The sequence below is a fragment of the Paramixta manurensis genome, assembly GCF_013285385.1.
Classification (GTDB): domain Bacteria; phylum Pseudomonadota; class Gammaproteobacteria; order Enterobacterales; family Enterobacteriaceae; genus Paramixta; species Paramixta manurensis.
Genome location: NZ_CP054212.1, coordinates 1,235,893 through 1,258,460 on the forward strand (window position 1 = coordinate 1,235,893; position 22,568 = coordinate 1,258,460).

Below are 22,568 nucleotides of genomic sequence, written 5' to 3' on the forward strand. Positions count from 1 at the left end.
AAGCGGAAGCAGACCGACGAAGAGTATGATAGAATCCGCCCCCCTGCGGGGCCAAACAGAACCCTGAAAGGAAGACTATGAAGATTATCGAAGCTGCTGTTGCGACTCCTGAAGCGCGTGTTGCCATTGTGATTGCGCGTTTCAATAATTTTATTAACGACAGCCTGCTGGCGGGTGCCCTTGATGCGTTAAAACGTATCGGCCAGGTGAAAGAAGATAACATCACCGTGGTGTGGGTGCCGGGTGCCTATGAATTGCCGATGACTGCGCGTGCGCTGGCAAAAGCCGGTAAGCATGATGCAGTGGTAGCATTAGGTACTGTTATCCGTGGTGGTACCGCCCACTTTGAATATGTTGCGGGTGAAGCCAGCTCTGGCCTCGCCAGCGTCGCGATGAATAGCGACATCCCGGTTGCCTTCGGCGTTTTGACGACCGAAAATATCGAGCAGGCGATTGAACGCGCCGGCACGAAAGCGGGCAACAAAGGGGCTGAAGCGGCGCTGACCGCACTCGAAATGATTAATGTATTGAAAGCCATCAAAGCCTGATTTCTAAGGGGAATTTTGTGAAACCTGCTGCTCGCCGCCGCGCCCGTGAGTGCGCCGTCCAGGCGCTTTACTCCTGGCAGTTGTCCAACAACGACATTGCTGATGTTGAATATCAGTTTCTGGCGGAACAAGACGTCAAAGACGTTGATATTGCCTATTTCCGTGAGTTACTGATTGGCGTTGCGACCAACAGTGCCTTTCTCGACGGCCTGATGAAGCCTTGGTTATCTCGCCAACTGGAAGAGCTGGGCCAGGTAGAAAAAGCCGTGCTGCGTATCGCGCTGTATGAACTGAGTAAACGCGCTGATGTGCCGTACAAAGTGGCGATCAATGAAGGGATTGAGCTGGCGAAAGTGTTCGGCGCCGAAGACAGCCATAAGTTTGTCAATGGTGTGCTGGATAAAGCCGCTCCACAAATCCGCCCCAACAAGAAATAATCACCCGAGGCCGGTTTCCCGGCCTTTTTCATTTAGGTTCACTGGAACGCAATTATGTCATGTGGCGAATTTGAACTGATCGCACGCTATTTTAATCGTGTGACAAGCTCGCGTCGTGATGTTGAAAAAGGCATCGGCGATGACTGCGCGTTACTGAACGTGCCGGAGAAGCAGACGCTGGCGATCAGCACCGATACGTTGGTGGAAGGCGTCCATTTTTTACGTGATATTCACCCTGCCGATCTGGGCTATAAAGCCTTAGCGGTTAACCTTAGCGATCTTGCCGCGATGGGAGCCGATCCGGCGTGGCTGACACTGGCGCTCACGCTGCCAGAGGTGGATGAAGCGTGGCTTAAAGCGTTCAGCGATAGTTTGTTTGAGTTGCTGAATTATTATGATATGCAACTCATTGGCGGCGATACGACGCGTGGGCCGCGTAGTTTAACCTTAGGTATCCACGGCTTAGTTCCGGCAGGGCGCGCATTACGTCGTTCGGGCGCGCGTATTGGCGACTGGATTTACGTTACTGGCACCTTAGGCGATAGCGCTGCGGGTTTGGCGCTATTGCAGCACCACGAGCGTATTACCGACCCTGTGGCGCACGAAGCCTTGATTAAGCGTCATTTGCGCCCAATGCCGCGTATTTTGCAAGGGCAAGCATTACGCGATCTCGCCAGCGCGGCAATTGATATTTCAGATGGGCTGGTTGCGGATATCGGTCATATTTTGCGTGCCAGCGAATGCGGGGCGCGCTTGAATATTGATGCGTTGCCGATATCGTCGGTTTTACTGGAACATTTCGACCACGCCCAGGCGGTACGCTGGGCGTTAAGCGGCGGGGAAGACTACGAACTGTGCTTTACCGTGCCGGAAATTAACCGGGGCGCTTTAGACGTGGCGCTTGGTCGCCTCGGTGTCCCTTATACCTGTATCGGCCAAGTGGCGCCGGAAGCGGAAGGTATGACGTTGTGGCAAAATGGCGAAGTTGTTGAGTTGAACCTAAAAGGATTTGATCATTTTGACGCGCAATAAAGATGTCGCCAAAAGCCGTTTACAGATGAGTAACCCGTGGCATTTGTTGGCGACCGGTTTTGGCAGCGGTCTAAGCCCGTGGGTGCCTGGCACCATGGGCTCGTTGGCTTCGATTCCATTTTGGTGGCTCATGACCTGGCTGCCGTTTCAGCTCTACTACCTGCTGGTATTGCTTGGCATCAGCTTGGGTGTCTATCTTTGCCACCGTACGGCGAAAGATATGGGCGTGCATGACCATGGCAGCATCGTCTGGGACGAGTTTATTGGCATGTGGATTACGCTAATGGCGATACCGGTACTGAGTTGGCAATGGGTCGCCGCCGGGTTTGTTATTTTCCGTATTTTTGATATGTGGAAACCGTGGCCGATTCGCTGGTTTGACCGTAATGTTCATGGTGGTATGGGCATTATGGTGGATGATATTGTGGCGGGGATTATTTCAGCCGGTATTCTCTACCTCTGCGGACATTACTGGTTGCTGTAAGGAAAAGGCCGGTTTACCGGCCTTTTGTATGCATTACTGAAATCCAACAACATGATGCGGTTGGTAAACGGTTTCCAGTTCCGCCACTTCTTCGGTCGTGAGTTCCACCTCGGTAGCTTTAACCAAATCATCCAGTTGCTCCGCGCGTGACGCACCGATAATCGGCGCGGTAACCGCCGGTTTCGTGAGCATCCAGGCTAGCGCCACCTGCGCCCGGCTGACGCCTTTATCTTTGGCGATGGTTTCGACGCGTTGAGCGATGGCCGCGTCGTTGTCTTCGCTTTGGCTGTACAAGGTTTTGCCGAACTCATCGGATACCGAACGTGCGGTGGTTTCTCCCCATTGACGGGTTAAACGTCCACGTGCCAGCGGGCTCCACGGTAGTACCGCAATGTTCTCCGCCTGACATAACGGGTGCATTTCACGCTCTTCTTCGCGCTGAATCAAATTATATTGATCCTGCATGCTCACAAAGCGTGTCCAGCCGTGAAGATCAGCCGTATATAATGCTCTGGCAAACTGCCAGGCGTACATTGATGAGGCGCCGATATAACGCGCTTTACCCGCTTTTACGACATCATGTAACGCTTCCAGCGTCTCTTCCAGCGGCGTCTCATAATCCCAACGGTGAATTTGCAATAGATCGACATAGTCCATTCCCAGCCGGGTGAGGCTGTCATCAATCGATTGTAAAATATTTTTGCGCGACAGGCCGCGTGGTAGGTTGCTCATTTGGTTGTAGACTTTGGTGGCGACGACCACGTCTTCACGTCGAGCATAGTCACGTAGCGCCCGACCGACAATTTCTTCGCTACTGCCATCAGAATAACTATTCGCGGTGTCAAAAAAGTTAATCCCGGCATCCAGTGCTTGCTTAATTAACGGGCGGCTGCTCTCTTCGGGCAGCGTCCAGGCATGGGTGCCGCGTTGGGGTTCGCCGAAAGTCATACAGCCAAGACATAGACGTGAAACCGTAAGGTCAGTTGTACCGAGTTGAATGGTGTTCATTACTGCTCCTGCTTGTCAGGGTTAAGCCTAAATGGCTGATGAGGTTTTTATCTACCCTAATCAATAAGCATAGCAGGTGAGCGTGCTCCCCATCGTCGATTATGGGGAGCAGAGGGGTTTATTGCGCCAGCCAGTCGTCAATTTGTTGCTGAATGCCTGATGCATCCAGCCGATAGTCATGGCGAATTTCGTCTTGCGTCCCTTGTGGAATAAATTCATCCGGCAAACCGAGATTCAACACTGGCACCGGCGTTCGTTTTGCCATCAGCAACTCGTTTACGCCGCTACCTGCGCCGCCTTTGATTGCACCTTCCTCAAGCGTAATCAATGATTCATGGGTTGCGGCAAGCTCAAGTATCAGCTTCTCGTCGAGCGGTTTAACGAAACGCATATCCACCAGTGTGGCATTTAGCGCATCCGCCACGGTCTGTGCTTCCGGCAATAAGGTGCCGAAATTCAGGATCGCCAGTTTCTCGCCCTGACGCTTGGTCACTCCTTTACCTAACGGCAGCGCCGCCAGGGGAGCCAGCGTGGCACCGGTACCATTTCCGCGTGGATAACGTACTGCGCTGGGGCCATCATTGCGGTGATAACCGGTATATAACATCAGGCGGCACTCATTCTCGTCGCTTGGCGTCATAATCACCATATTAGGAATACAGCGCAGGTAAGCGAGATCGAACGCACCCTGATGGGTTTGCCCATCCGCGCCCACAATACCGCCGCGATCGATAGCAAACAGCACCGGTAGTTTTTGGATTGCCACATCGTGGATCACTTGATCATAGGCGCGTTGCAGGAAGGTTGAATAGATGGCGACAATCGGTTTGTAGCCACCGATCGCCAGCCCGGCGGCAAAGGTGACCGCATGTTGCTCGGCGATAGCTACATCAAAATATTGCGCCGGGTATTCGCGCGAGAACCCCACCATACCGGACCCTTCACGCATTGCCGGAGTAACCGCCATCAGTTTGTTATCATCGGCAGCCATTTCACACAGCCAGTTACCGAAAATTTTCGAGTAACTCGGCAAGCCTTCGACGCTTTTGGGCAATAGGCCACTGGCTGGATCAAATTTCGGTACCGCATGCCAGGTGATGGGATCTTTTTCGGCTGGCGCGTAGCCTTTGCCTTTTTTGGTCATAATATGCAGAAACTGCGGACCTTTTAAGTCACGCATATTTTTCAGCGTATGCACCAACGCCAGCACATCATGCCCGTCAACCGGGCCAATATAATTAAACCCTAACTCTTCAAACAGCGTGCCTGGTACCACCATACCTTTCAGGTGCTCTTCCGTACGCTTGACCAGCTCTTTAATTGGCGGCAGACCAGTAAGGACCTTTTTCCCGCCTTCACGTAGCCGTGCGTAGGTCTTTCCAGACAGGATCTGAGCCAGACGATTATTTAGCGCGCCGACGTTTTCGGAAATCGACATTTCGTTATCGTTCAAGACCACCAACAGGTCAGCCTTAATATCGCCCGCGTGATTCATCGCTTCAAACGCCATCCCGGCGGTAATTGCACCATCGCCGATGACGCAGGCGGTGCGGCGACCTTTGGCTTCTTTCTCAGCGGCGACCGCCATCCCTAGCCCGGCGCTAATTGAGGTCGAGGAGTGACCGACGCACAGCACGTCATACTCACTCTCTTCCCGCCACGGGAACGGATGCAGACCATTTTTCTGCCGGATAGTACCAATACGATCACGCCGCCCGGTCAGAATTTTATGCGGATAGGCTTGGTGACCAACATCCCAGACCAAGTGATCAAACGGCGTGTTATACACGTAGTGGAGCGCAACGGTAAGCTCCACCACGCCAAGGCCAGAGGCGAAATGACCGCTGGAGCGGCTTACGCTATCCAGCAGATATTGGCGCAATTCATCGCAGAGTTTCGGCAATTTCTCTTTTGGCAATGAACGTAATTCTGTTACCGAGCTTGCCTGCGCCAGCGTTGGGTATTTTGCAATGTCAAAACTCATCGGAGACTCATCGTGGAAGTTATTTATCGCGTTCAATAATGAAACTCGCCAGCGCTTGTAATGGTTGCGTATTAAATGATTGCGCGGCCAGCGTTTCTAACGCGTTGAGGGATTCCTGATACAGATCCCATGCTTTGGCTTGGGCATTTTCCAGCCCCATTAATGCCGGATAGGTACTTTTTCCCAAATCCTGATCGGCGCCCTGGCGCTTGCCAATCACAGCCGTATCGCCAATGACATCCAGGATATCATCCTGTACCTGAAAGGCGAGGCCGATCGCATTCGCATAGCTATCCAGCGCGGGTAACGCCTGGCGACCCGTTTCACCCGCCGTCAGAGCGCCTAACCGTACCGCCGCGCGGATAAGTGCGCCGGTTTTAAAACGATGGATCTGCTCAAGCGCGCGCAGATCAACCTGTTGACCTTCCGCTGCCAGATCCAATGCCTGCCCGCCGCACATACCGGCCACGCCGCTGGCTTGCGCCAGTTCAGACACCATCGCGAGGCGGTGTTGCGGCGCCACGCCAGCCATTGGGCCATCGGCAAGCAGAGAAAACGCTAAGGTTTGCAATGCATCACCGGCCAAAATCGCCGTATCCTCGCCAAACTTGATATGGCAGGTGGGCTGACCGCGACGCAAACTGTCATCATCCATCGCGGGTAAATCATCGTGGATCAAGGAATAAGCATGGATACACTCGATTGCTGCCGCCGGCACATCCAGCGCAGCGCAATCGGCATGGAGCATTTCACCGGTGGCATACACCAAAAATGGGCGCAGGCGCTTACCGCCTAATAGTGCGCCGTACTCCATGGCTTCGACCAGTGGAGAACTCTGAAACGGCAGTGGCGCTAATGCGCGCGCCAGTGCCAGGTTTACGCGCTGACGATAGGTATCAAGCTGTTGAGCAAAATCCATTATTCATCATCCGGCGTAAAAGGCGCCAGAGCGGCGTCTTTATCGTCGCTTAGCAGAATTTGTACGCGTTGTTCCGCTTGCTGCAGCGTTTGCTGGCCCGTACGTGCCAATTGTACGCCGCGTTCAAACTCATTCAACGCTGCCTCTAGCGACAGTTCGCCGCTTTCCAGGTGCGTAACGATTTGCTCAAGCTGCTGTAAGGAAGTTTCAAAGCTGGCGGGCTGTTCGGCTTTTTTCGGCATAATTCGTATCGGCTCACGGGTTTTTCATCATAGTGCAATCATTCATGGTATCCGACTCGAAATAATTAGCAAAATAATGATGGGGTATACCAGTAAAACAGGCGGTCAGCGAACAATAGTGATATACTGCCGCGCCTCGGATGCAAAGGGCTCAGGCTACTTTGCTATATTTTGATCTTAGCAGTTAAGGGTGTGTTTAAGCCCCTAATTGTCCAACGAACCTGTGCCGCCATGAAGTTTATCATTAAATTATTCCCTGAAATCACCATTAAAAGCCAGTCAGTGCGTTTGCGCTTTATCAAAATCTTAACCGGGAATATTCGCAACGTTCTTAAGCACCTTGATGAAACGCTCGCGGTGGTACGCCACTGGGATCATATCGAAGTTCGTTCCAAAGATGAAAGTCTGCGTGCCACGTTAGTGGACGAATTGACGCGTATTCCTGGCATCCACCACATCTTAGCGGTTGAAGATCGCCCGTATAACGATGTGCATCATATCTTCGAACAAACGTTGGAGCTTTACCGGGAGCGCGTTGAAGGCAAAACCTTTTGTGTGCGTGTGAAGCGCCGTGGGAAACATGATTTCAGTTCGCAGGATGTGGAGCGCTACGTTGGCGGTGGGTTGAACCAGCATATTGCCAGCGCGCAGGTGAAACTCAACCATCCTGACGTCACCGTTAATCTGGAAATCGAAGATGATCGGTTGTTGTTGATCACCGGGCGCTATGAGGGGATTGGCGGTTTTCCTATCGGCACCCAGGAAGATGTGTTGTCACTGATTTCCGGCGGGTTTGATTCCGGTGTTTCCAGTTATATGTTGATGCGTCGTGGTTGCCGCGTGCATTACTGCTTCTTTAATCTTGGTGGCGCGGCCCACGAAATTGGCGTACGTCAGGTCGCACATTACCTGTGGAACCGTTTTGGTCGTTCCCATCGGGTGCGCTTTGTGGCGATCAATTTCGAACCGGTGGTGGGTGAAATTCTCGAAAAAGTTGATGACGGCCAGATGGGCGTGGTGCTGAAGCGGATGATGGTGCGCGCGGCCTCCAGAGTGGCGGAGCGCTACGGTGTGCAGGCGCTTGTCACCGGAGAAGCATTGGGGCAGGTTTCCAGCCAAACATTGACCAATTTACGGCTGATCGATAATGCGTCAGATACGCTGATCCTGCGTCCGCTGATTTCACACGATAAAGAACACATCATCAATCTGGCGCGTCACATCGGCACCGAGGATTTTGCGCGCACCATGCCGGAATATTGTGGTGTGATTTCCAAAAGCCCAACGGTGAAAGCGGTAAAAGCCAAAATTGAAGCCGAAGAAGAGAATTTTGACTTCGCGATTCTCGACCGGGTGGTGCAGGAAGCGACGAACGTTGATGTCCGTGAGATTGCCATGCAGACGCAAGAAGAGGTGGTTGAAGTAGAAACCGTCGCCTCTTTCTCGGCCAATGAAGTGCTATTGGATATCCGCTCACCAGATGAGCAAGAGCATAAGCCGTTGAATAGGGAAGGGATTGAGGTAAAATCGCTACCGTTCTATAAACTGGCTACGCAGTTTGGTGACCTTGATCAAAGTAAAACCTGGCTGCTGTATTGCGAGCGTGGCGTGATGAGCCGATTACAGGCGTTGTATTTGCACGAACAAGGGTTTACCAATGTGAAGGTATACCGCCCGTAGCCATGATGAAAGGGGCGATGCGCGCATCGCCCACGGGTAATCAAACGTTAAGCGGTAAGGGGAGAGGTGTCCCGATAGTCGTAAATACCGGCCGCCAGGACCAGTTGCGACGCGACCTCACCGGCTTTCTGTTTCCCGCATAACAAATCAACCAGCTTAAGGGCAAAATCAATGGCGGTGCCAGGCCCTTGGCTGGTGAGCAAGTTCACACGCGGATCCCACACCACTCGCTTTTCTACCCACTTCTCCGCCGGGATGGTCTCTTTTAGGCCCGGAAAACCGGTCATATTGCCGACCGGAAATAAATCATGCGGCACCAATACGGTACCGGCTGCCGCGCAGATGGCGGCAACAATGCGTCCGGACAAGTGGAATTGACGCACGGTTTCGACCAGTAAAGGGCTATCGCGAAAGGCTTTTGCGCCCTGCAATCCGCCGGGTAGAACGATCGCGGCAAAGTCATTATCCGCCACCTCGATCAACGCGGTATCCGCCAGCAGCCGCACGCCACGCGAACACACCACTTCGCGTTCGCCACTCTCACTAACGCTGGCGGTGGTGACCGCTATACCGCCGCGTACCAGCAGATCAATGGTGGTGACTGCTTCGGTCTCTTCAGTGCCATGTGCCAGGCAAACCAACACCGATGCGTTCGCGCTCATAATTCTGCTCCTTTCGTTTAACTAACTCGTAAAGACGGCTATTTTCCGGCGTAACAATGCCCTGAGCCCGCGCCCGGCGCAGTAAGTAGCCGGTAATATATTCTATTTCGGTGCGCCGCTGCGCATGGATGTCTTGCCGCATTGATGAGCTATTTTCCGCCGTACTTTCTATCACGGCCAGCACATAATTCATCACGCTATCGAACGAGGTATGCTGACCTTCTCGCTCCATCACCAGCGCGATTTCTTCGCACAGCACGCTAATTTGCGACCTGTGTTCCAGCAGATCGCCGTTACGGCAATCATGTTCTACCGTCAGCGGATTGATGACGCAATTAACCGCCAGTTTTTGCCAACTGGCTGAGGCCAAATGGTCATGCCAGGCAACATCCGGTAGTGCGTGATGGAGCGTTTCGGCCAGGCTGCTTAATGCGGCGCTATCCGGCGTGCCGGGGCCGATGTGGGTAATGCCATTCGCCACATGCACGATGACTGTGCCGTCCCGTTTTGCCGCATGGGTAGTGATCCCCTGCAATAACGGTTGTTTCACACCTTTTAGCTCATCCAGCGTACCCATTCCGTTGTGTAGCAGTAAAATTGGACAATGTTCAGGGAGCAGGGCCTGTAAATTTTTCACCGCCTCCGAGACTTGCCAGGCTTTCAGCGTCACCAGTAACAACTCGCTTTCAGCCAAGAACAGCGGGTCGTTAGCGATAAACATTTTGTTGACCGTTTCTCCGTCAACGCCGACCACATTGACCGAACACCAAGGTTGCGGTACGCGCAGCCAGCCTTGTACTTCATGTCCCTGGTCATCAAGGGCGGATAACCAAATCTGCCCAAGGGCTCCACAGCCCAAAACAGTAATTTTCATTTTTCCTCCCTGCGGACGGTATCTGATTCCGGTGACAGGTCTTCTTAGTATAGCTTTATGCGGCAACGATTTTATTTGCCCGGCGCAAGCGGGTATTATGCATGTCACTTTAGTGACTGGAGACTAAATCATGCCATCTTTCGATATTGTTTCAGAAATCGACATGCAGGAAGTGCGTAATGCGGTGGAAAATGCCAACCGCGAGCTTTCAACCCGCTTCGATTTTCGTAACGTTACTGCCAGCTTTGAGTTGAATGAGAAAAACGAAACCATCAAAGTTAGCAGCGAGTCCGATTTTCAGGTTAAGCAGTTAGTGGATATTTTGCGCGAGAAGCTGCTCAAACGGGGTATTGAAGGCGCGGCGCTGGATATTCCGGAAGAAATTGAGCACAGCGGGAAAACCTGGAGCGTGGATGCCAAAATGAAAAAAGGGATTGAAACCGATGTAGCGAAAAAGCTGGTGAAGCTGATTAAAGAGAGCAAGCTGAAAGTACAGTCACAAATTCAGGGCGATGAGGTGCGCGTAACCGGTAAATCCCGCGACGATCTGCAAAGCGCGATGGCGCTGGTGCGCAAGGGCGATCTGGGCCAACCCTTCCAGTTTAAAAACTTCCGCGACTAATGCCGCTATCGGCCGATTACGCCTTATTGGCTAAGGCGTAATCTAGCTAATTTCTCATCAAGCTGACGCAATCAACGCTTCTAATTCAACGCGATTAGTGACTTTGCTGTCGATTTTTACATAGGCGCTCTTTTCCTCGCGCACGATAAACACCGAAGTCACGCCAGCTTGCGCTTTCAGGCGCTGCTCTAAATCCGGCTCATTGAGCGCGGCTTCGTCGAGCACAATACGTAAGCTGCTGACATAGGGCGGTTCCTGCATGGTGCTGCTAACCAGTAACCAAATTGCCGCAAGAAGAGTGCCGGCCAGAAAAACCGTCTGTGCATCAAACGAGCCGAGTAGCCAGCCGCCGAGGCTGCCGCCTATCGCGACGCCAATAAATTGGCTGGTGGAATAGAGCCCCATCGCGGTGCCTTTATAGCCAGCGGGTGATTCTTTACTCACCAGAGAAGGCAGGATGGCCTCCATCAGATTAAAGGCAAGGAAAAAAAGCTGAACTCCGCACACCAAGGTCCAGAAATGATTACCTGCTCCCCACAGCACAATTTCCGCCACCAATAACAGACCGACGCAACCGACAAATACACGCTTCATCCGGCGTTTAACTTCGGCATAAATAATGAAGGGCACCACGCCGCCGAACGCAATCAACATCGTAACCAAATACACTTTCCAGTGCTGGTTGGGGGGAAAGCCGGCTTGTTCAAATTGTCCGGGCAATGCTACAAAGCTCGACATCAGTAAGATGTGCAGGCAGAGGATACCGAAGTTCAGTTTTAACAGGCGAGTGTTTGCTAACACCTGCCGGATACTGCCCTTAACGATGCCGGACTCGCGGTTTAGTACGTGATGCGGCGCGGCAGGCACGACCAATAGTGTAATGATAATCCCGCCGCTGGCGAGGAGCGCAATCATCCAAAATAGCGCATGCAGGCCCAGCGCATGAGTAATAATCGGCCCTAGCACCATCGCGATGGCAAAGGTGATACCGAAACTGATGCCAATAAACGCCATGGCCTTGGTGCGATTCTGTTCACGGGTTAAATCGGAAAGCAAGGCCATCACCGCTGCGGCAATGGCGCCGGAGCCCTGTAATGCCCGGCCCAGTATCACCCCCCAGATTGAAGTGGTACTGGCGGCGATGACGCTGCCTAATACAAACACCAGCAGGCCGCCGACAATTAACGGCTTACGACCAACGCGATCGGAAAGTAGGCCGAAAGGGATTTGAAACACCGCCTGCGCCATGCCGTAAATCCCAATCGCCAGCCCAATCAATGCTTCACTTGCGCCCTGTAACGCCATGCCGTAAGTGGTCAATACCGGCAACACCATAAACATTCCCAGCATGCGCAGAGAAAATACCGTGCCCAGCCCCCATGTTGCCCGAAGCTCAACCGGGGTCATTTTGTTATCGTTCATTCCTACCTCAGTTAGTTTACGACCCTATTTTAAGGAGCAGGGCAGGGCGGGTAAAACAGAAGTTTTTAAGCAGTGGTAACAAAAAGAAAGGGCGCTGTAAAAGCGCCCTTAGTGATGTAGCCTGTTGTTACCAAACGTAGGTCAGTAAATCTTTGGTGGCCGGGGTCATGAAATCCACCGACATCATCACACTAAGCGAGGTGATGGCGACAATGGAAAACACGAACAGTTTACGCGCCCAAACGCGATCGTTTGAGGTTTTGTAACCGGACAAAGCCATTCCAAGCCACCACACGCTTACCGCCGCAGCAACCACCAGATATTTATAGCCAGCATAACCGCTCAGCGTCAGCATTAACGTGGCAATCATAAACGCCAGGATATAGAGCGTAATATGGTTCTTCGCCACCGAAATCCCTTTTACCACCGGTAGAACCGGAATATTGGCCGCTTGATAATCTTTAAAGCGGAAGATGGCAATCGCATAGGAGTGCGGCATCTGCCACAGGCTAAAGATCGCCAGCAGGATCAAGGCACCGGCATCAAATTGATTGGTGACCGCGCAGTAACCGATAACCGGCGGCGCGGCGCCGGAAAGGCTACCGATCAGCGTGCCGTATACCGAGTTACGCTTCATATACAGGCTATAAACGCCAACGTAAACCACAAAGCCCATCACCGCTAGCCACATGGCTAGCGGATTAGCGCCAAGATAGAGTAACGCAAAGCCAGCAATACCCAGGATGGTTGCATAAACCAGGGTTACTTTCGCAGAGATGAGGCCTTTAACCAGCACTCGATTCCTGGTTCTCTCCATTTTTTTGTCAATGTCACGGTCAATCACGTTGTTAAATGCACAACCTGACGCAACCACCAATGAGACACCGACCAAGGTGGTGAGAAACAGGGGGTAATCAATACTGCCTTTGGAAGCCAGTAAAAATCCCCCAATGACAGAAATTAAATTGCCGAAAATAATTCCTGGTTTGGTTACTTGTAGGTATTGCTTAATCATCACAGGCGACTCTTTAGTGGGCCATCATATTGTAGTTGAGGTTCCACATGATCCATAGCGAGCCAACAACAACGATCAGGATAACAATAGCCGCAAAGACTATCGCCACCAGGTTCCAGCGTTCCTCGGAGGAGGTATTCAAGTGCAGGAAGTACACCAGGTGCACCAGCACCTGGACAATCGCACAAACCAAGACCACGCCTAAGATAGCGCCTTTAGACGCGCTACCTTCCATTACCATCCAGAACGGAATGGCGGTCAGAATGATAGACAGGATAAAACCTATCATATAAGACTTCACGCTACCGTGTGATGCACCATGTTCGTTAACGGAATGACTCATGACATGGCCCCCAACAGATAGACAACGGTGAATACGCAAATCCAGACCACATCAAGGAAGTGCCAGAACATGCTGAGGCACATGATGCGGGTACGGTTGGTACTGGTCAGGCCGCGGGTGGCAACTTGATACATCAGCACCAGCATCCAGATCAAACCGGAGGTAACGTGCAGACCGTGGGTACCCACCAGCGTAAAGAAGCCGGAGAGGAAGCCGCTACGATTCGGACCATAACCTTCCATGATCAGATGATGGAACTCATAGATTTCCATCCCGATAAAGCCGAGCCCAAACAGGAAAGTCAGGATCAACCAGCCGTTAACCGCACCTTTATTACCGTGGTTCATGGCGATGACCGCCATACCATAGGTAATTGAGCTAAACAGCAGCAGGGCGGTTTCACCCAGCACGAACGGCAGTTCAAAGATGTCTTTGCCTGCCGGGCCGCCGGCAGTGCTATTCATCATAACCGCATAGGTCGCAAACAGGGTTGCGAAGATAATGCAGTCGCTCATCAGGTAGATCCAGAAACCAAAGACCTTATTGGCTCCCGCATCGTGATGCCCATGCTCAGCATGGGCGTCGTGGTGTTTAGTCAGAGTTTCAGTCGACATTATTTCAGACCTGCTTTGCTAATTTCTTCAAAGTGCTGATTCTCGATTTCCTGTACCTCTTTAACCGGCACATAGTAATCAACGTCTTCGTCAAAGCTTTTACCAATCCAGCTCACGATCATGCCCAAGAAGCACACGATCACCAGCCACCAGATATGCCAGATAGCCGCGAAACCAAACACCAGGCTAAAGAAGCCGATCACTACGCCCATGCCGCTGTTTTTCGGCATATGGATCTCTTCGTAATGCGCCGGTTGCTTATAGGCTTCGCCTTTTTCTTTCATTTCCCAGAACGCATCACGTTCGTGGACTTCAGGAATCACGGCAAAGTTATAGAACGGCGGCGGTGAAGAGATTGACCACTCCAGCGTACGGCCACCCCACGGATCACCCGTCAGGTCACGGTTTTGCTCGCGATCGCGAACGGAAACCCAGAATTGAATCACCTGGCAGAGAACGCCCAGCGCAATCAGTGCCGCACCGCCTGCTGCAACAACCAGCAACGGATGGAACTGTGGATCAATATTCTGGCTCAGGCGACGGGTCATCCCCATAAAGCCCAAAGCGTACAGCGGCATAAACGCGGTGAAGAAACCGATGATCCAGAACCAGAACGCGCGGATACCCCATTTTTCGTTCAGGGTGAAACCAAATGCTTTCGGGAACCAGTAAGTCACACCGGCAAAACAACCGAATACCACGCCGCCGATGATGACGTTATGGAAGTGCGCAATCAGGAACAGGCTGTTGTGCAGCACAAAGTCAGCGCCCGGTACCGCCAGCAGAACGCCGGTCATACCACCAACAGAGAACGTGACCAGGAAGCCTACAGTCCACAACATAGAAGAGTGCATCTCAATGCGACCCTGGTACATGGTGAACAGCCAGTTGAAGATTTTCACGCCGGTTGGGATGGCGATAATCATCGTCATAATACCAAAGAAGGCGTTAACGTTGGCGCCCGCACCCATGGTGAAGAAGTGGTGCAACCAAACGATAAAGGACAGGATGGTGATAACCACCGTTGCCCACACCAGCGAGGTATAACCAAACAGACGTTTTTTCGAGAAAGTTGCCACCACTTCGGAGAACACGCCAAATACCGGCAGCACCAAAATGTAAACTTCCGGGTGACCCCATACCCAAATCAGGTTGACATACATCATCATGTTGCCGCCCATCTCATTGGTAAAGAAATGGAAGCCCAGATAACGGTCAAGAGTCAGCAGCGCCAGCGTTACGGTCAGAACCGGGAACGAAGCGATAATCAGCACGTTAGTACACAGCGATGCCCAAGTGAACACCGGCATTTTAAACATGGTCATGCCAGGCGCGCGCATTTTCAGGATAGTAACGAAGAAGTTAATACCCGTTAATGTGGTACCGATACCGGAAATCTGCAAACTCCATATCCAGTAATCGACCCCAACGCCCGGACTATATTCCGCCCCCGAAAGCGGCGGGTAGGCCAGCCAGCCAGTTTGTGCGAATTCGCCAACACCCAGAGAGAGGTTAACGAGGATCACACCGACGGCGGTGAACCAGAAACTCAGGTTATTCAGGAAAGGGAATGCCACGTCGCGCGCGCCGATCTGTAACGGAACGGCAATGTTCATCAAACCGATAACGAACGGCATCGCCACGAAGAAGATCATAATCACGCCGTGGGCGGTGAAGATCTGATCGTAGTGATGAGGCGGCAGGAAGCCCGCTTCGCCAGCGGAAGCCAGAACCTGTTGGCTACGCATCATAATGGCATCGGAAAAACCACGTATTAACATCACAAAGGCGACGATGATATACATGATGCCCAGTTTTTTGTGGTCAATTGAAGTGAACCATTCTGACCACAGATACTTCCACTTACCGAAGTAAGTTATGCCAGCGACACCCGCCAAGGCAATAAGAATGATGGCAGCAACCGTAACCACGATAATGGGTTCATGATATGGCACTGCATCCAGTGTTAGTTTTCCGAACATCGTTTATTCCTCGGCTCCCGCGTGAGAGGCTTCACTCATGTCCATGCCCTCGTGACCAGACATGTCCATCTTCCCGTGGTTGGCCATGAATTTGTCGATAACCTGCTTAAACAATTCAGGATTTGCACTTGAGAAGTACTCAACCGGGTGATCTTCGCTTGGCGCAGCCAGTTTTTCGAAATCATCCATAGTGGTTAAAGTATTCGGCGCCTGCTTCGCTTTCGCTACCCATTGGTCAAATGCAGCTTTGTCCGGCGTGGCGATCGCTTTGAATTTCATTCCGGAGAAACCACGGCCGCTAAAGTTAGCGGAAATACCGTCAAAGGTGCCCGGCTCGTTCGCGATCAAATGCAGTTGAGTCTGCATCCCCGCCATCGCGTAGATTTGGCTACCTAAAGTAGGAATGAAGAAGGAGTTCATTACGGAGTTAGAGGTGATTTTGAAGCTCACCGGAGTATTCGCCGGGAATGCGATCTGGTTGACCGTTGCAATTCCCTGTTCCGGATAGATGAACAACCACTTCCAATCCAACGCCACGACATCGATCTCAATCGGCTTCGCATCCGAGGCCAGCGGTTTGCTCGGTTCCAGCGCATGGGTTGATTTCCATGTCAGAATCGCGAGAAACACGATGATTAAGATAGGAACAGTCCAGACCACGGCTTCCACTTTATTTGAGTGTGACCAGTTCGGGCTGTATTTCGCATTTGTGTTAGAAGCACGATATTTCCATGCGAACACAACTGCCATGAGGACTGCCGGAATAACGACGATCAACATCAGACCAAAGGCCGTCAGTATCAACGAGCGTTGCTCCATCGCAACCTGTCCTTTGGGATTCAACAACGCACTATCGCAGGCACTTAACAATAAAGTACCCGCAATTAATGACAAAATCCCCAAACTTTTATTGTATTTCCTGAGTCTCATTTAACGACCTCAATGACAAGGGCTCTATTGTCGTTTAAGTGTGGCGGCATTTTACGGGAAGGTTTAAGTAGTGTAAACCAGCTTAGGGTAGTGTCAGGCCCGTGTTGACACCTTTTGCTAAGGGTGTCACAGATGTTACGGGAAATGACAAAACATTAACATTCACAAGAGGTTGGCACTAATATAACAAAAGCGGCGCGTTTTTCGTTAGTAAAAAATCCAGTAATATAAACAGCGAAAAATAGAACCAAATATTTAACAAATCTGCATCATTTTGGAGATAATAATTAAACAAAAAATAATTACGCACCGGTTTTTAATAATTTTAGGCGTAATGGTAGCGCATCCAATTAATTTTTTAAAATAATGGCGGAGGCGCAAATAATAGCGCCCTGTGCAGGCGTGGAAAGCAGTGGATTAGCTTGTGCCTATAGTGGGTGCGCTTTACGTAATGCGAAATAGTCCAGCACGGTGCCGAACACAATGCCAGTCACCAGGAAAATCATCCCGGCCTCAAACAGCCCCGACAGAGCGTGCGGCAGAAGTTGCCAACCGCTTGCGTTCACCCCAAAGATGACTAGCCAGACCGCCAATAACAGGCAACCAGCACTGAGCAGACGCAGTGCCCAACGGTAACCGCCTGGCCACAAGGTGCGTGGTAAGAAAGTACCGTTTTCCTGAGTGTAAGAGAGCGTATGTTTACAGGCGGCGAGCAAAAATAGCCCCGGTAACGCCACCACCACCGAAAATGCATAAAACCCTGGCCAGCCCCATAATTCGACCAGCCAACCTGCGGCGGGGCCAACGTAGACGCGCCCAACGGCCGATAACGCGGAAAGTAAGGCAAACTGTGTGGCGGAAAAGGAGCGGTTACACAGCGTCATCAGCAGCGCAACAAACGCCGCGGTGCCCATTCCACCGCACAAGTTTTCAACGAAAACCGCGCTCGCCATGCTCAACAAATGTTTATCGCTAATAGATAAAAGTAAGTAACCCAGATTGGAGATCGCCTGCAATACGCCAAACAGCATCAGTGCGCGAAACAGCGTCAGGCGTTGCATTAATACACCGCCGTACAGGGCGCCGATAATTGTTGCCAGCAGCCCCAGCGTTTTGTTAACCAAGCCGACGTCCCCGGCATTAAAGCCAACGCCGCGAATTAAGAAGGTGGTTGTTAGGCTAGCGGCGAATGCATCGCCAAGTTTGTACAACACAATCAATGCGAGGATTATCCAGGCATTATTCCGAGAGAAAAAATCGCGCAGCGGTGCCATTACCGCTTCTTCAAGCGAGTGCGGACGCGCGACAACGTCAGTGGGCTCTTGGGCCAAAAGCGTTGCGATTATCCCCGGTACCATCATTAGCGCCATTAGCCAGTAAGTGGCTTGCCAACCGAGATAGCGATCGGCCAACCACAGCGCAAGACCGCCGGAGACCAGCATCGCCAGGCGATAGCCGAGCACAGTGATAGCGGCGCCGCTGCCGCGCTCTTCGGCCGGAAGCACATCGGTTTTCCACGCATCAAAGACAATATCTTGCGAAGCAGAACAAAAGGCGACCAGCACCGCCAACGCGGCGAGCAGCGTAAGGTTACGCGCAGGCTCCAACGTTCCCATCAGCGCGATACCGCCGACTAACAGCAATTGCGAAATCAGCAGCCAGCCACGACGCCGTCCGAGAAAGGGCGGTGTGTACCTGTCCATCATCGGCGACCAGAGGAATTTGAACACGTAAGCCTGACCGACCAGAGAAAAGAAACCAATGGTTTTGAGATCGACGCCTTCAACCGTCATCCATGCCTGCAAAGTGCCGGAGGTCAGCGCCAGTGGTAAGCCGGAGGCGAACCCTAATAGTAATAACAGGGCGGCGTTACGTTGAGTGAAAATTCGCAGATAGTGGCTGGACATACAAACCTTACTGATTTGCCCGGCGTCACTGCCGGGCAAATTGAGGAGGAGATTAGTGCGCGTTTTGCTTGATAAAGCTGCTAATGCTGGTGTCTTGCGCCATATCGGAAATCACATCGCTCAGCGTGGAGTTAACTGCGTTGGTGATTTTCTGATTAGTGGCGTTAAATGCGCCTTCTACGCTATAGGTCTGGCGATAATTCTTCACCTGCTTATTACCATTTTTCGCCGTGGCGATAATAGAAATATCCGCTTTAGTGGTGATGCTGTAGCGCACGTTACCTTGGGTCACATCGGCATAGAGATTATTTACGACGATCTGCAGGTCAACCGCGCCGTTTGGCCCGACCATATAACCGCGAGCGGTCATCTGCTTTTCCAATACTTCTTGCAATAAGAAACGCAGATCGCGCGATGGAGTGAGGGTAACCAATTGGTTATCGCGGTTCACTTTTGCCAATGCCTGATCGGAACGTTGGTCCGCGCCATTGATGCTAACCGTCACGCCCATCAAGCTGGGATCTTGTGGCGGCAGTTGAATTTTAGGTTGAACGTCAAGTGTATTGCTGTTGTTTGCACAGCCGGCCAGAATGAAGGCAGCCAGCAGCGGAAAGAGTATTTTTTTTAGCATGCTTATTTTCTCGATAGCGTTAGGTATATTGCTGACAAAACTCGCGCCATCATATCATTGCCGTGTCGTGAAGAAAGCCCCAATGGCGCGGAATTTCATCATCTTGCGCTTTTTTCGGACAGGATGAAGCCGAAACAATGAAGCGAAACGGAACGCCGACGCTGCGGCAGTCAATCAGGGAATCCTCCAGCCAGGCAGAGGCCGCCGCGTAATTTTTCCTAATTAGGGCGGGGGAAAGGTAAAAAAACGACTATTATTTAACGAGATGGGGCGCAGCGCTCAGCCGTAGAGGAGTGTAGTTATGATTCGCGAACAAATAGAAGAAAAGTTAAGAACGGCGTTTCACCCGGTACTGCTGGAGGTTCACGACGAAAGTTACCGCCATAATGTACCGGCTGGCTCCGAAAGCCACTTCAAAGTGGTCATCGTTAGCGACAGCTTTACGGATCAGCGTTTCCTGATGCGCCATCGAGCCATCTACGGCGCGCTGGCTGAAGAGTTGGCGGGTAGCGTTCATGCGTTGGCTTTGCATACCTACACGTTAAAAGAGTGGGAAGGTTTGCAGGATACCGTGCTGGCGTCGCCAAATTGTCGCGGCGCAGGTACGCTGGCATAACGCGTTTTATTCAGTTGCTATGTAAACGGCCTGCGGGCCGTTTTTTATTTCTGGTGCGGCTGCGGATGAGGGATATTTTTGCGATTTCGGCCAGATTTTCTCACAAAGTGCTGGTTTACGCGCCGTTTGCCTTCTCGACTCGGTACAGTGATGCCGCTATAATGCGGCGTCTATTTTTCCGGAATGTCTTCGGGACGCTTCTGCTGACAGGGAATACGGTTCTTACAAACAGAGGCCGTCCCGGTTGTTAGATACGGTGCATGAATACAGTGCATGGTGTCTGAAGTTGACCGAGCACGTGATTTTTTTGAGGTAATAAGATGCAAGTTTCAGTAGAAACCACTCAAGGCCTGGGCCGTCGCATTACGATTACTGTCGCTGCTGACAGCATCGAAAACGCTGTTAAGAAAGAGCTGGTCGACGTGGCTAAAAAAGTCCGTATCGACGGTTTCCGTAAAGGAAAAGTGCCAATGAACGTTGTTGCACAGCGTTATGGCGCTTCTGTACGCCAGGACGTGCTGGGCGACTTGATGCAGCGTAATTTTGTTGACGCTATCATCAAAGAAAAAATTAATCCGGCTGGCGCGCCTAACTATGTGCCGGGCGAATATAAACTTGGCGAAGATTTTACCTATTCCGTTGAGTTTGAAGTTTATCCGGAAGTTGAGCTGAAAGGTCTGGATGCCATCGAAGTTGAGAAACCGGTGGTAGAAGTGACGGATGAAGATGTCGACACCATGCTGGAAACCTTGCGTAAGCAGCAGGCGAACTGGAAAGATAAAGACGGCGCCGTTGCGGCGGAAGATCGCGCGACTATCGACTTTACCGGTTCTGTTGACGGCGAAGAATTTGAAGGCGGCAAGGCGAGCGATTTCGTGCTGGCATTGGGCCAGGGCCGTATGATTCCGGGCTTTGAAGACGGTATCGTTGGTCATAAGGCAGGCGAAGAGTTCACCATTGACGTGAAATTCCCGGAAGATTACCACGCGGAAAACCTGAAAGGGAAAGACGCGAAATTCGCTATCGTGCTGAAAAAAGTTGAAGAGCGCGAATTGCCGGAGTTTACCGAAGAGTTTATTAAACGTTTCGGCGTGGAAGATGGCACTGTAGCGGGTCTGCGTACTGAAGTACGTAAGAATATGGAACGTGAGCTGAAAGGCGCGGTGCGTAATCGCGTTAAATCACAGGCGATTGACGGGTTGGTGAATGCCAACGAGATCGAGGTTCCTGCCGCGCTGATCGACGGCGAAATCGACGTACTGCGTCGTCAGGCTGCCCAGCGTTTCGGCGGTGATGAGAAGCAAGCGCTGGAACTGCCGCGTGAACTGTTTGAAGAACAAGCTAAACGCCGTGTTGTCGTTGGTCTGCTGTTGGGCGAAGTGATCCGTACTCACGAGCTGAAAGCGGATGAAGATCGTGTGAAAACGCTGATCGAAGAGATGGCTTCTGCCTATGAAGATCCGCAGGAAGTGATCGAGTTCTACAGCAAAAATAATGAGCTGATGAACAATATGCGCAACGTGGCTCTGGAAGAGCAGGCGGTTGAAGCCGTGCTGGAAAAAGCCAAAGTGACCGAAAAGGCCACTAACTTCCAGGAATTGATGAATCAGTCCGCTACGGCGTAATTGACGTTTCTGTCGCGTGACATAAGCCCGCTGCCGTTGAGGTGGCGGGCTTTTTTATGCCGTGATCGCCGCCACATTTTTAGCCGGTTTTAAGGCTTTTGCCCTTAGTTTGCTGACAATTTTACCGTCAATGCTATTTTCTCGGTTAGCGATTGATAAAAACGTTGTTATGCTTGAATCAGCAGGACACTATCCCCAGATAGTTTGATGTAGACTGGCTGATTAACCGTCCGGATGGCGTCGGAAAGTGGCAGTGTGAAGCGTGGTCTTCCGCTAGCCACTCAAGTAAAATCGGTACAGAGAATTGCCAATGAAATTTATCCAGGAGACGGTAATGTCATACAGTGGCGAACGTGAATTAACTGCACCCCAGATGGCTTTAGTGCCAATGGTGGTTGAACAAACCTCTCGCGGAGAGCGTTCTTACGACATCTATTCCCGCTTGTTAAAAGAGCGCGTGATTTTCCTTACCGGTCAGGTGGAAGATCATATGGCGAATCTGATTGTGGCGCAGATGCTGTTTCTGGAAGCGGAAAACCCGGAAAAAGATATTTATCTCTATATTAACTCTCCTGGCGGGGTGATCACCGCGGGGATGTCGATTTACGACACCATGAAGTTTATTAAACCGGATGTCAGCACGATTTGTATGGGCCAGGCCTGTTCAATGGGCTCTTTCCTGTTAACTGCCGGTACTAAAGGTAAGCGCTTCTGTCTGCCAAACTCTCGAGTGATGATTCACCAGCCATTGGGTGGCTATCAAGGTCAGGCGACCGATATTGAGATTCATGCGCGCGAAATTCTGAAAGTGAAGCAGCGTATGAATGAGTTGATGGCGGAGCATACGGGACAGTCTCTTGAACAAATAGAGAAAGACACTGAACGCGATCGTTTCCTCTCGGCGAGTGAAGCTGTAGAGTATGGTTTAGTCGATTCCATTCTGACGCACCGTGAATAAGGCTTAAAACCCGCTATCAATACGCTATAGTGT

23 protein-coding genes are annotated in these 22,568 nt (G+C 51.6%); 9 read left to right on the top strand and 14 right to left on the bottom strand.

Annotated features, from left to right (window positions below):
- Positions 1-77 precede the first annotated feature (77 nt).
- The 4 genes from ribH to pgpA are packed head-to-tail and all read left to right on the top strand — an operon-like array spanning position 78 to position 2,501.
- Entirely contained in the window at positions 78-548 is a 471-nt protein-coding gene (gene ribH / locus PMPD1_RS06015) for a 6,7-dimethyl-8-ribityllumazine synthase (RefSeq protein WP_173633186.1), read from the top strand.
- 17 nt (positions 549-565) lie between these two features.
- Entirely contained in the window at positions 566-985 is a 420-nt protein-coding gene (gene nusB, locus PMPD1_RS06020; RefSeq protein ID WP_173633187.1) for a transcription antitermination factor NusB, read from the top strand.
- A 54-nt stretch (positions 986-1,039) separates the two neighbouring features.
- A complete protein-coding gene (gene thiL / locus PMPD1_RS06025) occupies positions 1,040-2,017 on the top strand; it encodes a thiamine-phosphate kinase (protein WP_173633188.1) in 978 nt (325 codons plus the stop codon).
- Complete coding sequence (gene pgpA / locus PMPD1_RS06030) at positions 1,995-2,501, top strand: phosphatidylglycerophosphatase A (protein WP_173633189.1); 507 nt, start codon at positions 1,995-1,997, stop codon at positions 2,499-2,501. Before thiL ends, pgpA begins: the two co-directional genes overlap by 23 nt.
- Positions 2,502-2,534: 33 nt before the next feature.
- Here pgpA and PMPD1_RS06035 read toward each other — a convergent pair whose 3' ends face one another.
- The 4 genes from PMPD1_RS06035 to xseB form a co-directional block, all read right to left on the bottom strand.
- Entirely contained in the window at positions 2,535-3,509 is a 975-nt protein-coding gene (locus PMPD1_RS06035; protein WP_173633190.1) for an aldo/keto reductase, read from the bottom strand.
- A 118-nt stretch (positions 3,510-3,627) separates the two neighbouring features.
- A complete protein-coding gene (dxs, locus tag PMPD1_RS06040; RefSeq protein WP_173633191.1) occupies positions 3,628-5,493 on the bottom strand; it encodes a 1-deoxy-D-xylulose-5-phosphate synthase in 1,866 nt (621 codons plus the stop codon).
- A 19-nt stretch (positions 5,494-5,512) separates the two neighbouring features.
- The gene (ispA, locus tag PMPD1_RS06045) at positions 5,513-6,412 is read right to left on the bottom strand and encodes a (2E,6E)-farnesyl diphosphate synthase (RefSeq protein ID WP_173633192.1); all 900 of its coding nucleotides are present in this window, start codon (positions 6,410-6,412) and stop codon (positions 5,513-5,515) included.
- Positions 6,412-6,654: an exodeoxyribonuclease VII small subunit gene (gene xseB / locus PMPD1_RS06050; RefSeq protein WP_173633193.1), complete on the bottom strand. Its 243-nt coding sequence runs from the start codon at positions 6,652-6,654 to the stop codon at positions 6,412-6,414. Before xseB ends, ispA begins: the two co-directional genes overlap by 1 nt.
- A 231-nt stretch (positions 6,655-6,885) precedes the next feature.
- On the opposite strand from xseB, the gene thiI reads away from it, so the two are divergent.
- Complete coding sequence (gene thiI, locus PMPD1_RS06055) at positions 6,886-8,334, top strand: tRNA uracil 4-sulfurtransferase ThiI (RefSeq protein ID WP_173633194.1); 1,449 nt, start codon at positions 6,886-6,888, stop codon at positions 8,332-8,334.
- A gap of 47 nt (positions 8,335-8,381) precedes the next feature.
- Here the strand turns inward: thiI and yajL are convergent, their stop codons facing one another.
- Together yajL and panE are read right to left on the bottom strand one after the other, a co-directional pair.
- Positions 8,382-8,996 (bottom strand): protein deglycase YajL, encoded by a 615-nt coding sequence (yajL, locus tag PMPD1_RS06060; RefSeq protein WP_173633195.1) that lies wholly within the window; start codon positions 8,994-8,996, stop codon positions 8,382-8,384.
- Positions 8,950-9,870: a 2-dehydropantoate 2-reductase gene (gene panE / locus PMPD1_RS06065; protein WP_173633196.1), complete on the bottom strand. Its 921-nt coding sequence runs from the start codon at positions 9,868-9,870 to the stop codon at positions 8,950-8,952. Before panE ends, yajL begins: the two co-directional genes overlap by 47 nt.
- Positions 9,871-10,000: 130 nt before the next feature.
- Between panE and PMPD1_RS06070 the strand changes: the two genes are divergently transcribed.
- Entirely contained in the window at positions 10,001-10,492 is a 492-nt protein-coding gene (locus tag PMPD1_RS06070) for a YajQ family cyclic di-GMP-binding protein (protein WP_173633197.1), read from the top strand.
- A gap of 57 nt (positions 10,493-10,549) precedes the next feature.
- Here PMPD1_RS06070 and PMPD1_RS06075 read toward each other — a convergent pair whose 3' ends face one another.
- From PMPD1_RS06075 to PMPD1_RS06110, 8 genes are all read right to left on the bottom strand, one after another.
- A complete protein-coding gene (locus PMPD1_RS06075) occupies positions 10,550-11,914 on the bottom strand; it encodes an MFS transporter (RefSeq protein ID WP_173633198.1) in 1,365 nt (454 codons plus the stop codon).
- 127 nt (positions 11,915-12,041) lie between these two features.
- The gene (gene cyoE, locus PMPD1_RS06080; protein ID WP_173633199.1) at positions 12,042-12,929 is read right to left on the bottom strand and encodes a heme o synthase; all 888 of its coding nucleotides are present in this window, start codon (positions 12,927-12,929) and stop codon (positions 12,042-12,044) included.
- Positions 12,930-12,942: 13 nt separating this feature from the next.
- Positions 12,943-13,272, bottom strand: a complete 330-nt coding sequence (locus PMPD1_RS06085; protein ID WP_173633200.1) for a cytochrome o ubiquinol oxidase subunit IV — start codon at positions 13,270-13,272, stop codon at positions 12,943-12,945.
- The gene (locus PMPD1_RS06090) at positions 13,269-13,886 is read right to left on the bottom strand and encodes a cytochrome o ubiquinol oxidase subunit III (RefSeq protein WP_173633201.1); all 618 of its coding nucleotides are present in this window, start codon (positions 13,884-13,886) and stop codon (positions 13,269-13,271) included. The genes PMPD1_RS06085 and PMPD1_RS06090 overlap by 4 nt, the downstream gene beginning before the upstream one ends.
- Complete coding sequence (gene cyoB / locus PMPD1_RS06095; RefSeq protein ID WP_173633202.1) at positions 13,886-15,868, bottom strand: cytochrome o ubiquinol oxidase subunit I; 1,983 nt, start codon at positions 15,866-15,868, stop codon at positions 13,886-13,888. Before cyoB ends, PMPD1_RS06090 begins: the two co-directional genes overlap by 1 nt.
- Before the next feature lie 3 nt (positions 15,869-15,871).
- Positions 15,872-16,798 carry a cytochrome o ubiquinol oxidase subunit II gene (gene cyoA / locus PMPD1_RS06100; RefSeq protein ID WP_173633203.1) on the bottom strand — a complete coding sequence of 309 codons (927 nt, stop codon included), beginning with the start codon at positions 16,796-16,798 and terminating at the stop codon, positions 15,872-15,874.
- A 428-nt stretch (positions 16,799-17,226) separates the two neighbouring features.
- Positions 17,227-18,705: a muropeptide MFS transporter AmpG gene (gene ampG / locus PMPD1_RS06105; RefSeq protein WP_173633204.1), complete on the bottom strand. Its 1,479-nt coding sequence runs from the start codon at positions 18,703-18,705 to the stop codon at positions 17,227-17,229.
- 52 nt (positions 18,706-18,757) lie between these two features.
- Entirely contained in the window at positions 18,758-19,336 is a 579-nt protein-coding gene (locus PMPD1_RS06110) for a lipoprotein (RefSeq protein ID WP_173633205.1), read from the bottom strand.
- A 301-nt stretch (positions 19,337-19,637) separates the two neighbouring features.
- Between PMPD1_RS06110 and bolA the strand changes: the two genes are divergently transcribed.
- The 3 genes from bolA to clpP all read left to right on the top strand — a co-directional run bounded on the left by bolA (position 19,638) and on the right by clpP (position 22,535).
- Positions 19,638-19,952 (top strand): transcriptional regulator BolA, encoded by a 315-nt coding sequence (gene bolA / locus PMPD1_RS06115; RefSeq protein ID WP_173633206.1) that lies wholly within the window; start codon positions 19,638-19,640, stop codon positions 19,950-19,952.
- Positions 19,953-20,272: 320 nt separating this feature from the next.
- Positions 20,273-21,577, top strand: a complete 1,305-nt coding sequence (gene tig / locus PMPD1_RS06120) for a trigger factor (RefSeq protein WP_173633207.1) — start codon at positions 20,273-20,275, stop codon at positions 21,575-21,577.
- A gap of 334 nt (positions 21,578-21,911) precedes the next feature.
- Entirely contained in the window at positions 21,912-22,535 is a 624-nt protein-coding gene (gene clpP, locus PMPD1_RS06125) for an ATP-dependent Clp endopeptidase proteolytic subunit ClpP (protein ID WP_173633208.1), read from the top strand.
- The last annotated feature ends 33 nt before the right edge of the window (positions 22,536-22,568 follow it).

Coding starts and splice junctions, on each gene's coding strand:
- PMPD1_RS06070 (WP_173633197.1), top strand. CDS start 10,001: ATGCCATCTTTCGATATTGTTTCAGAAATCGACATGCAGGAAGTGCGT.
- PMPD1_RS06090 (WP_173633201.1), bottom strand. CDS start 13,886: ATGTCGACTGAAACTCTGACTAAACACCACGACGCCCATGCTGAGCAT.
- xseB (WP_173633193.1), bottom strand. CDS start 6,654: ATGCCGAAAAAAGCCGAACAGCCCGCCAGCTTTGAAACTTCCTTACAG.
- tig (WP_173633207.1), top strand. CDS start 20,273: ATGCAAGTTTCAGTAGAAACCACTCAAGGCCTGGGCCGTCGCATTACG.
- PMPD1_RS06035 (WP_173633190.1), bottom strand. CDS start 3,509: ATGAACACCATTCAACTCGGTACAACTGACCTTACGGTTTCACGTCTA.
- ribH (WP_173633186.1), top strand. CDS start 78: ATGAAGATTATCGAAGCTGCTGTTGCGACTCCTGAAGCGCGTGTTGCC.
- cyoA (WP_173633203.1), bottom strand. CDS start 16,798: ATGAGACTCAGGAAATACAATAAAAGTTTGGGGATTTTGTCATTAATT.
- ispA (WP_173633192.1), bottom strand. CDS start 6,412: ATGGATTTTGCTCAACAGCTTGATACCTATCGTCAGCGCGTAAACCTG.
- PMPD1_RS06110 (WP_173633205.1), bottom strand. CDS start 19,336: ATGCTAAAAAAAATACTCTTTCCGCTGCTGGCTGCCTTCATTCTGGCC.
- dxs (WP_173633191.1), bottom strand. CDS start 5,493: ATGAGTTTTGACATTGCAAAATACCCAACGCTGGCGCAGGCAAGCTCG.
- PMPD1_RS06075 (WP_173633198.1), bottom strand. CDS start 11,914: ATGAACGATAACAAAATGACCCCGGTTGAGCTTCGGGCAACATGGGGG.
- clpP (WP_173633208.1), top strand. CDS start 21,912: ATGTCATACAGTGGCGAACGTGAATTAACTGCACCCCAGATGGCTTTA.
- yajL (WP_173633195.1), bottom strand. CDS start 8,996: ATGAGCGCGAACGCATCGGTGTTGGTTTGCCTGGCACATGGCACTGAA.
- ampG (WP_173633204.1), bottom strand. CDS start 18,705: ATGTCCAGCCACTATCTGCGAATTTTCACTCAACGTAACGCCGCCCTG.
- thiI (WP_173633194.1), top strand. CDS start 6,886: ATGAAGTTTATCATTAAATTATTCCCTGAAATCACCATTAAAAGCCAG.
- cyoE (WP_173633199.1), bottom strand. CDS start 12,929: ATGATTAAGCAATACCTACAAGTAACCAAACCAGGAATTATTTTCGGC.
- panE (WP_173633196.1), bottom strand. CDS start 9,870: ATGAAAATTACTGTTTTGGGCTGTGGAGCCCTTGGGCAGATTTGGTTA.
- thiL (WP_173633188.1), top strand. CDS start 1,040: ATGTCATGTGGCGAATTTGAACTGATCGCACGCTATTTTAATCGTGTG.
- cyoB (WP_173633202.1), bottom strand. CDS start 15,868: ATGTTCGGAAAACTAACACTGGATGCAGTGCCATATCATGAACCCATT.
- PMPD1_RS06085 (WP_173633200.1), bottom strand. CDS start 13,272: ATGAGTCATTCCGTTAACGAACATGGTGCATCACACGGTAGCGTGAAG.
- bolA (WP_173633206.1), top strand. CDS start 19,638: ATGATTCGCGAACAAATAGAAGAAAAGTTAAGAACGGCGTTTCACCCG.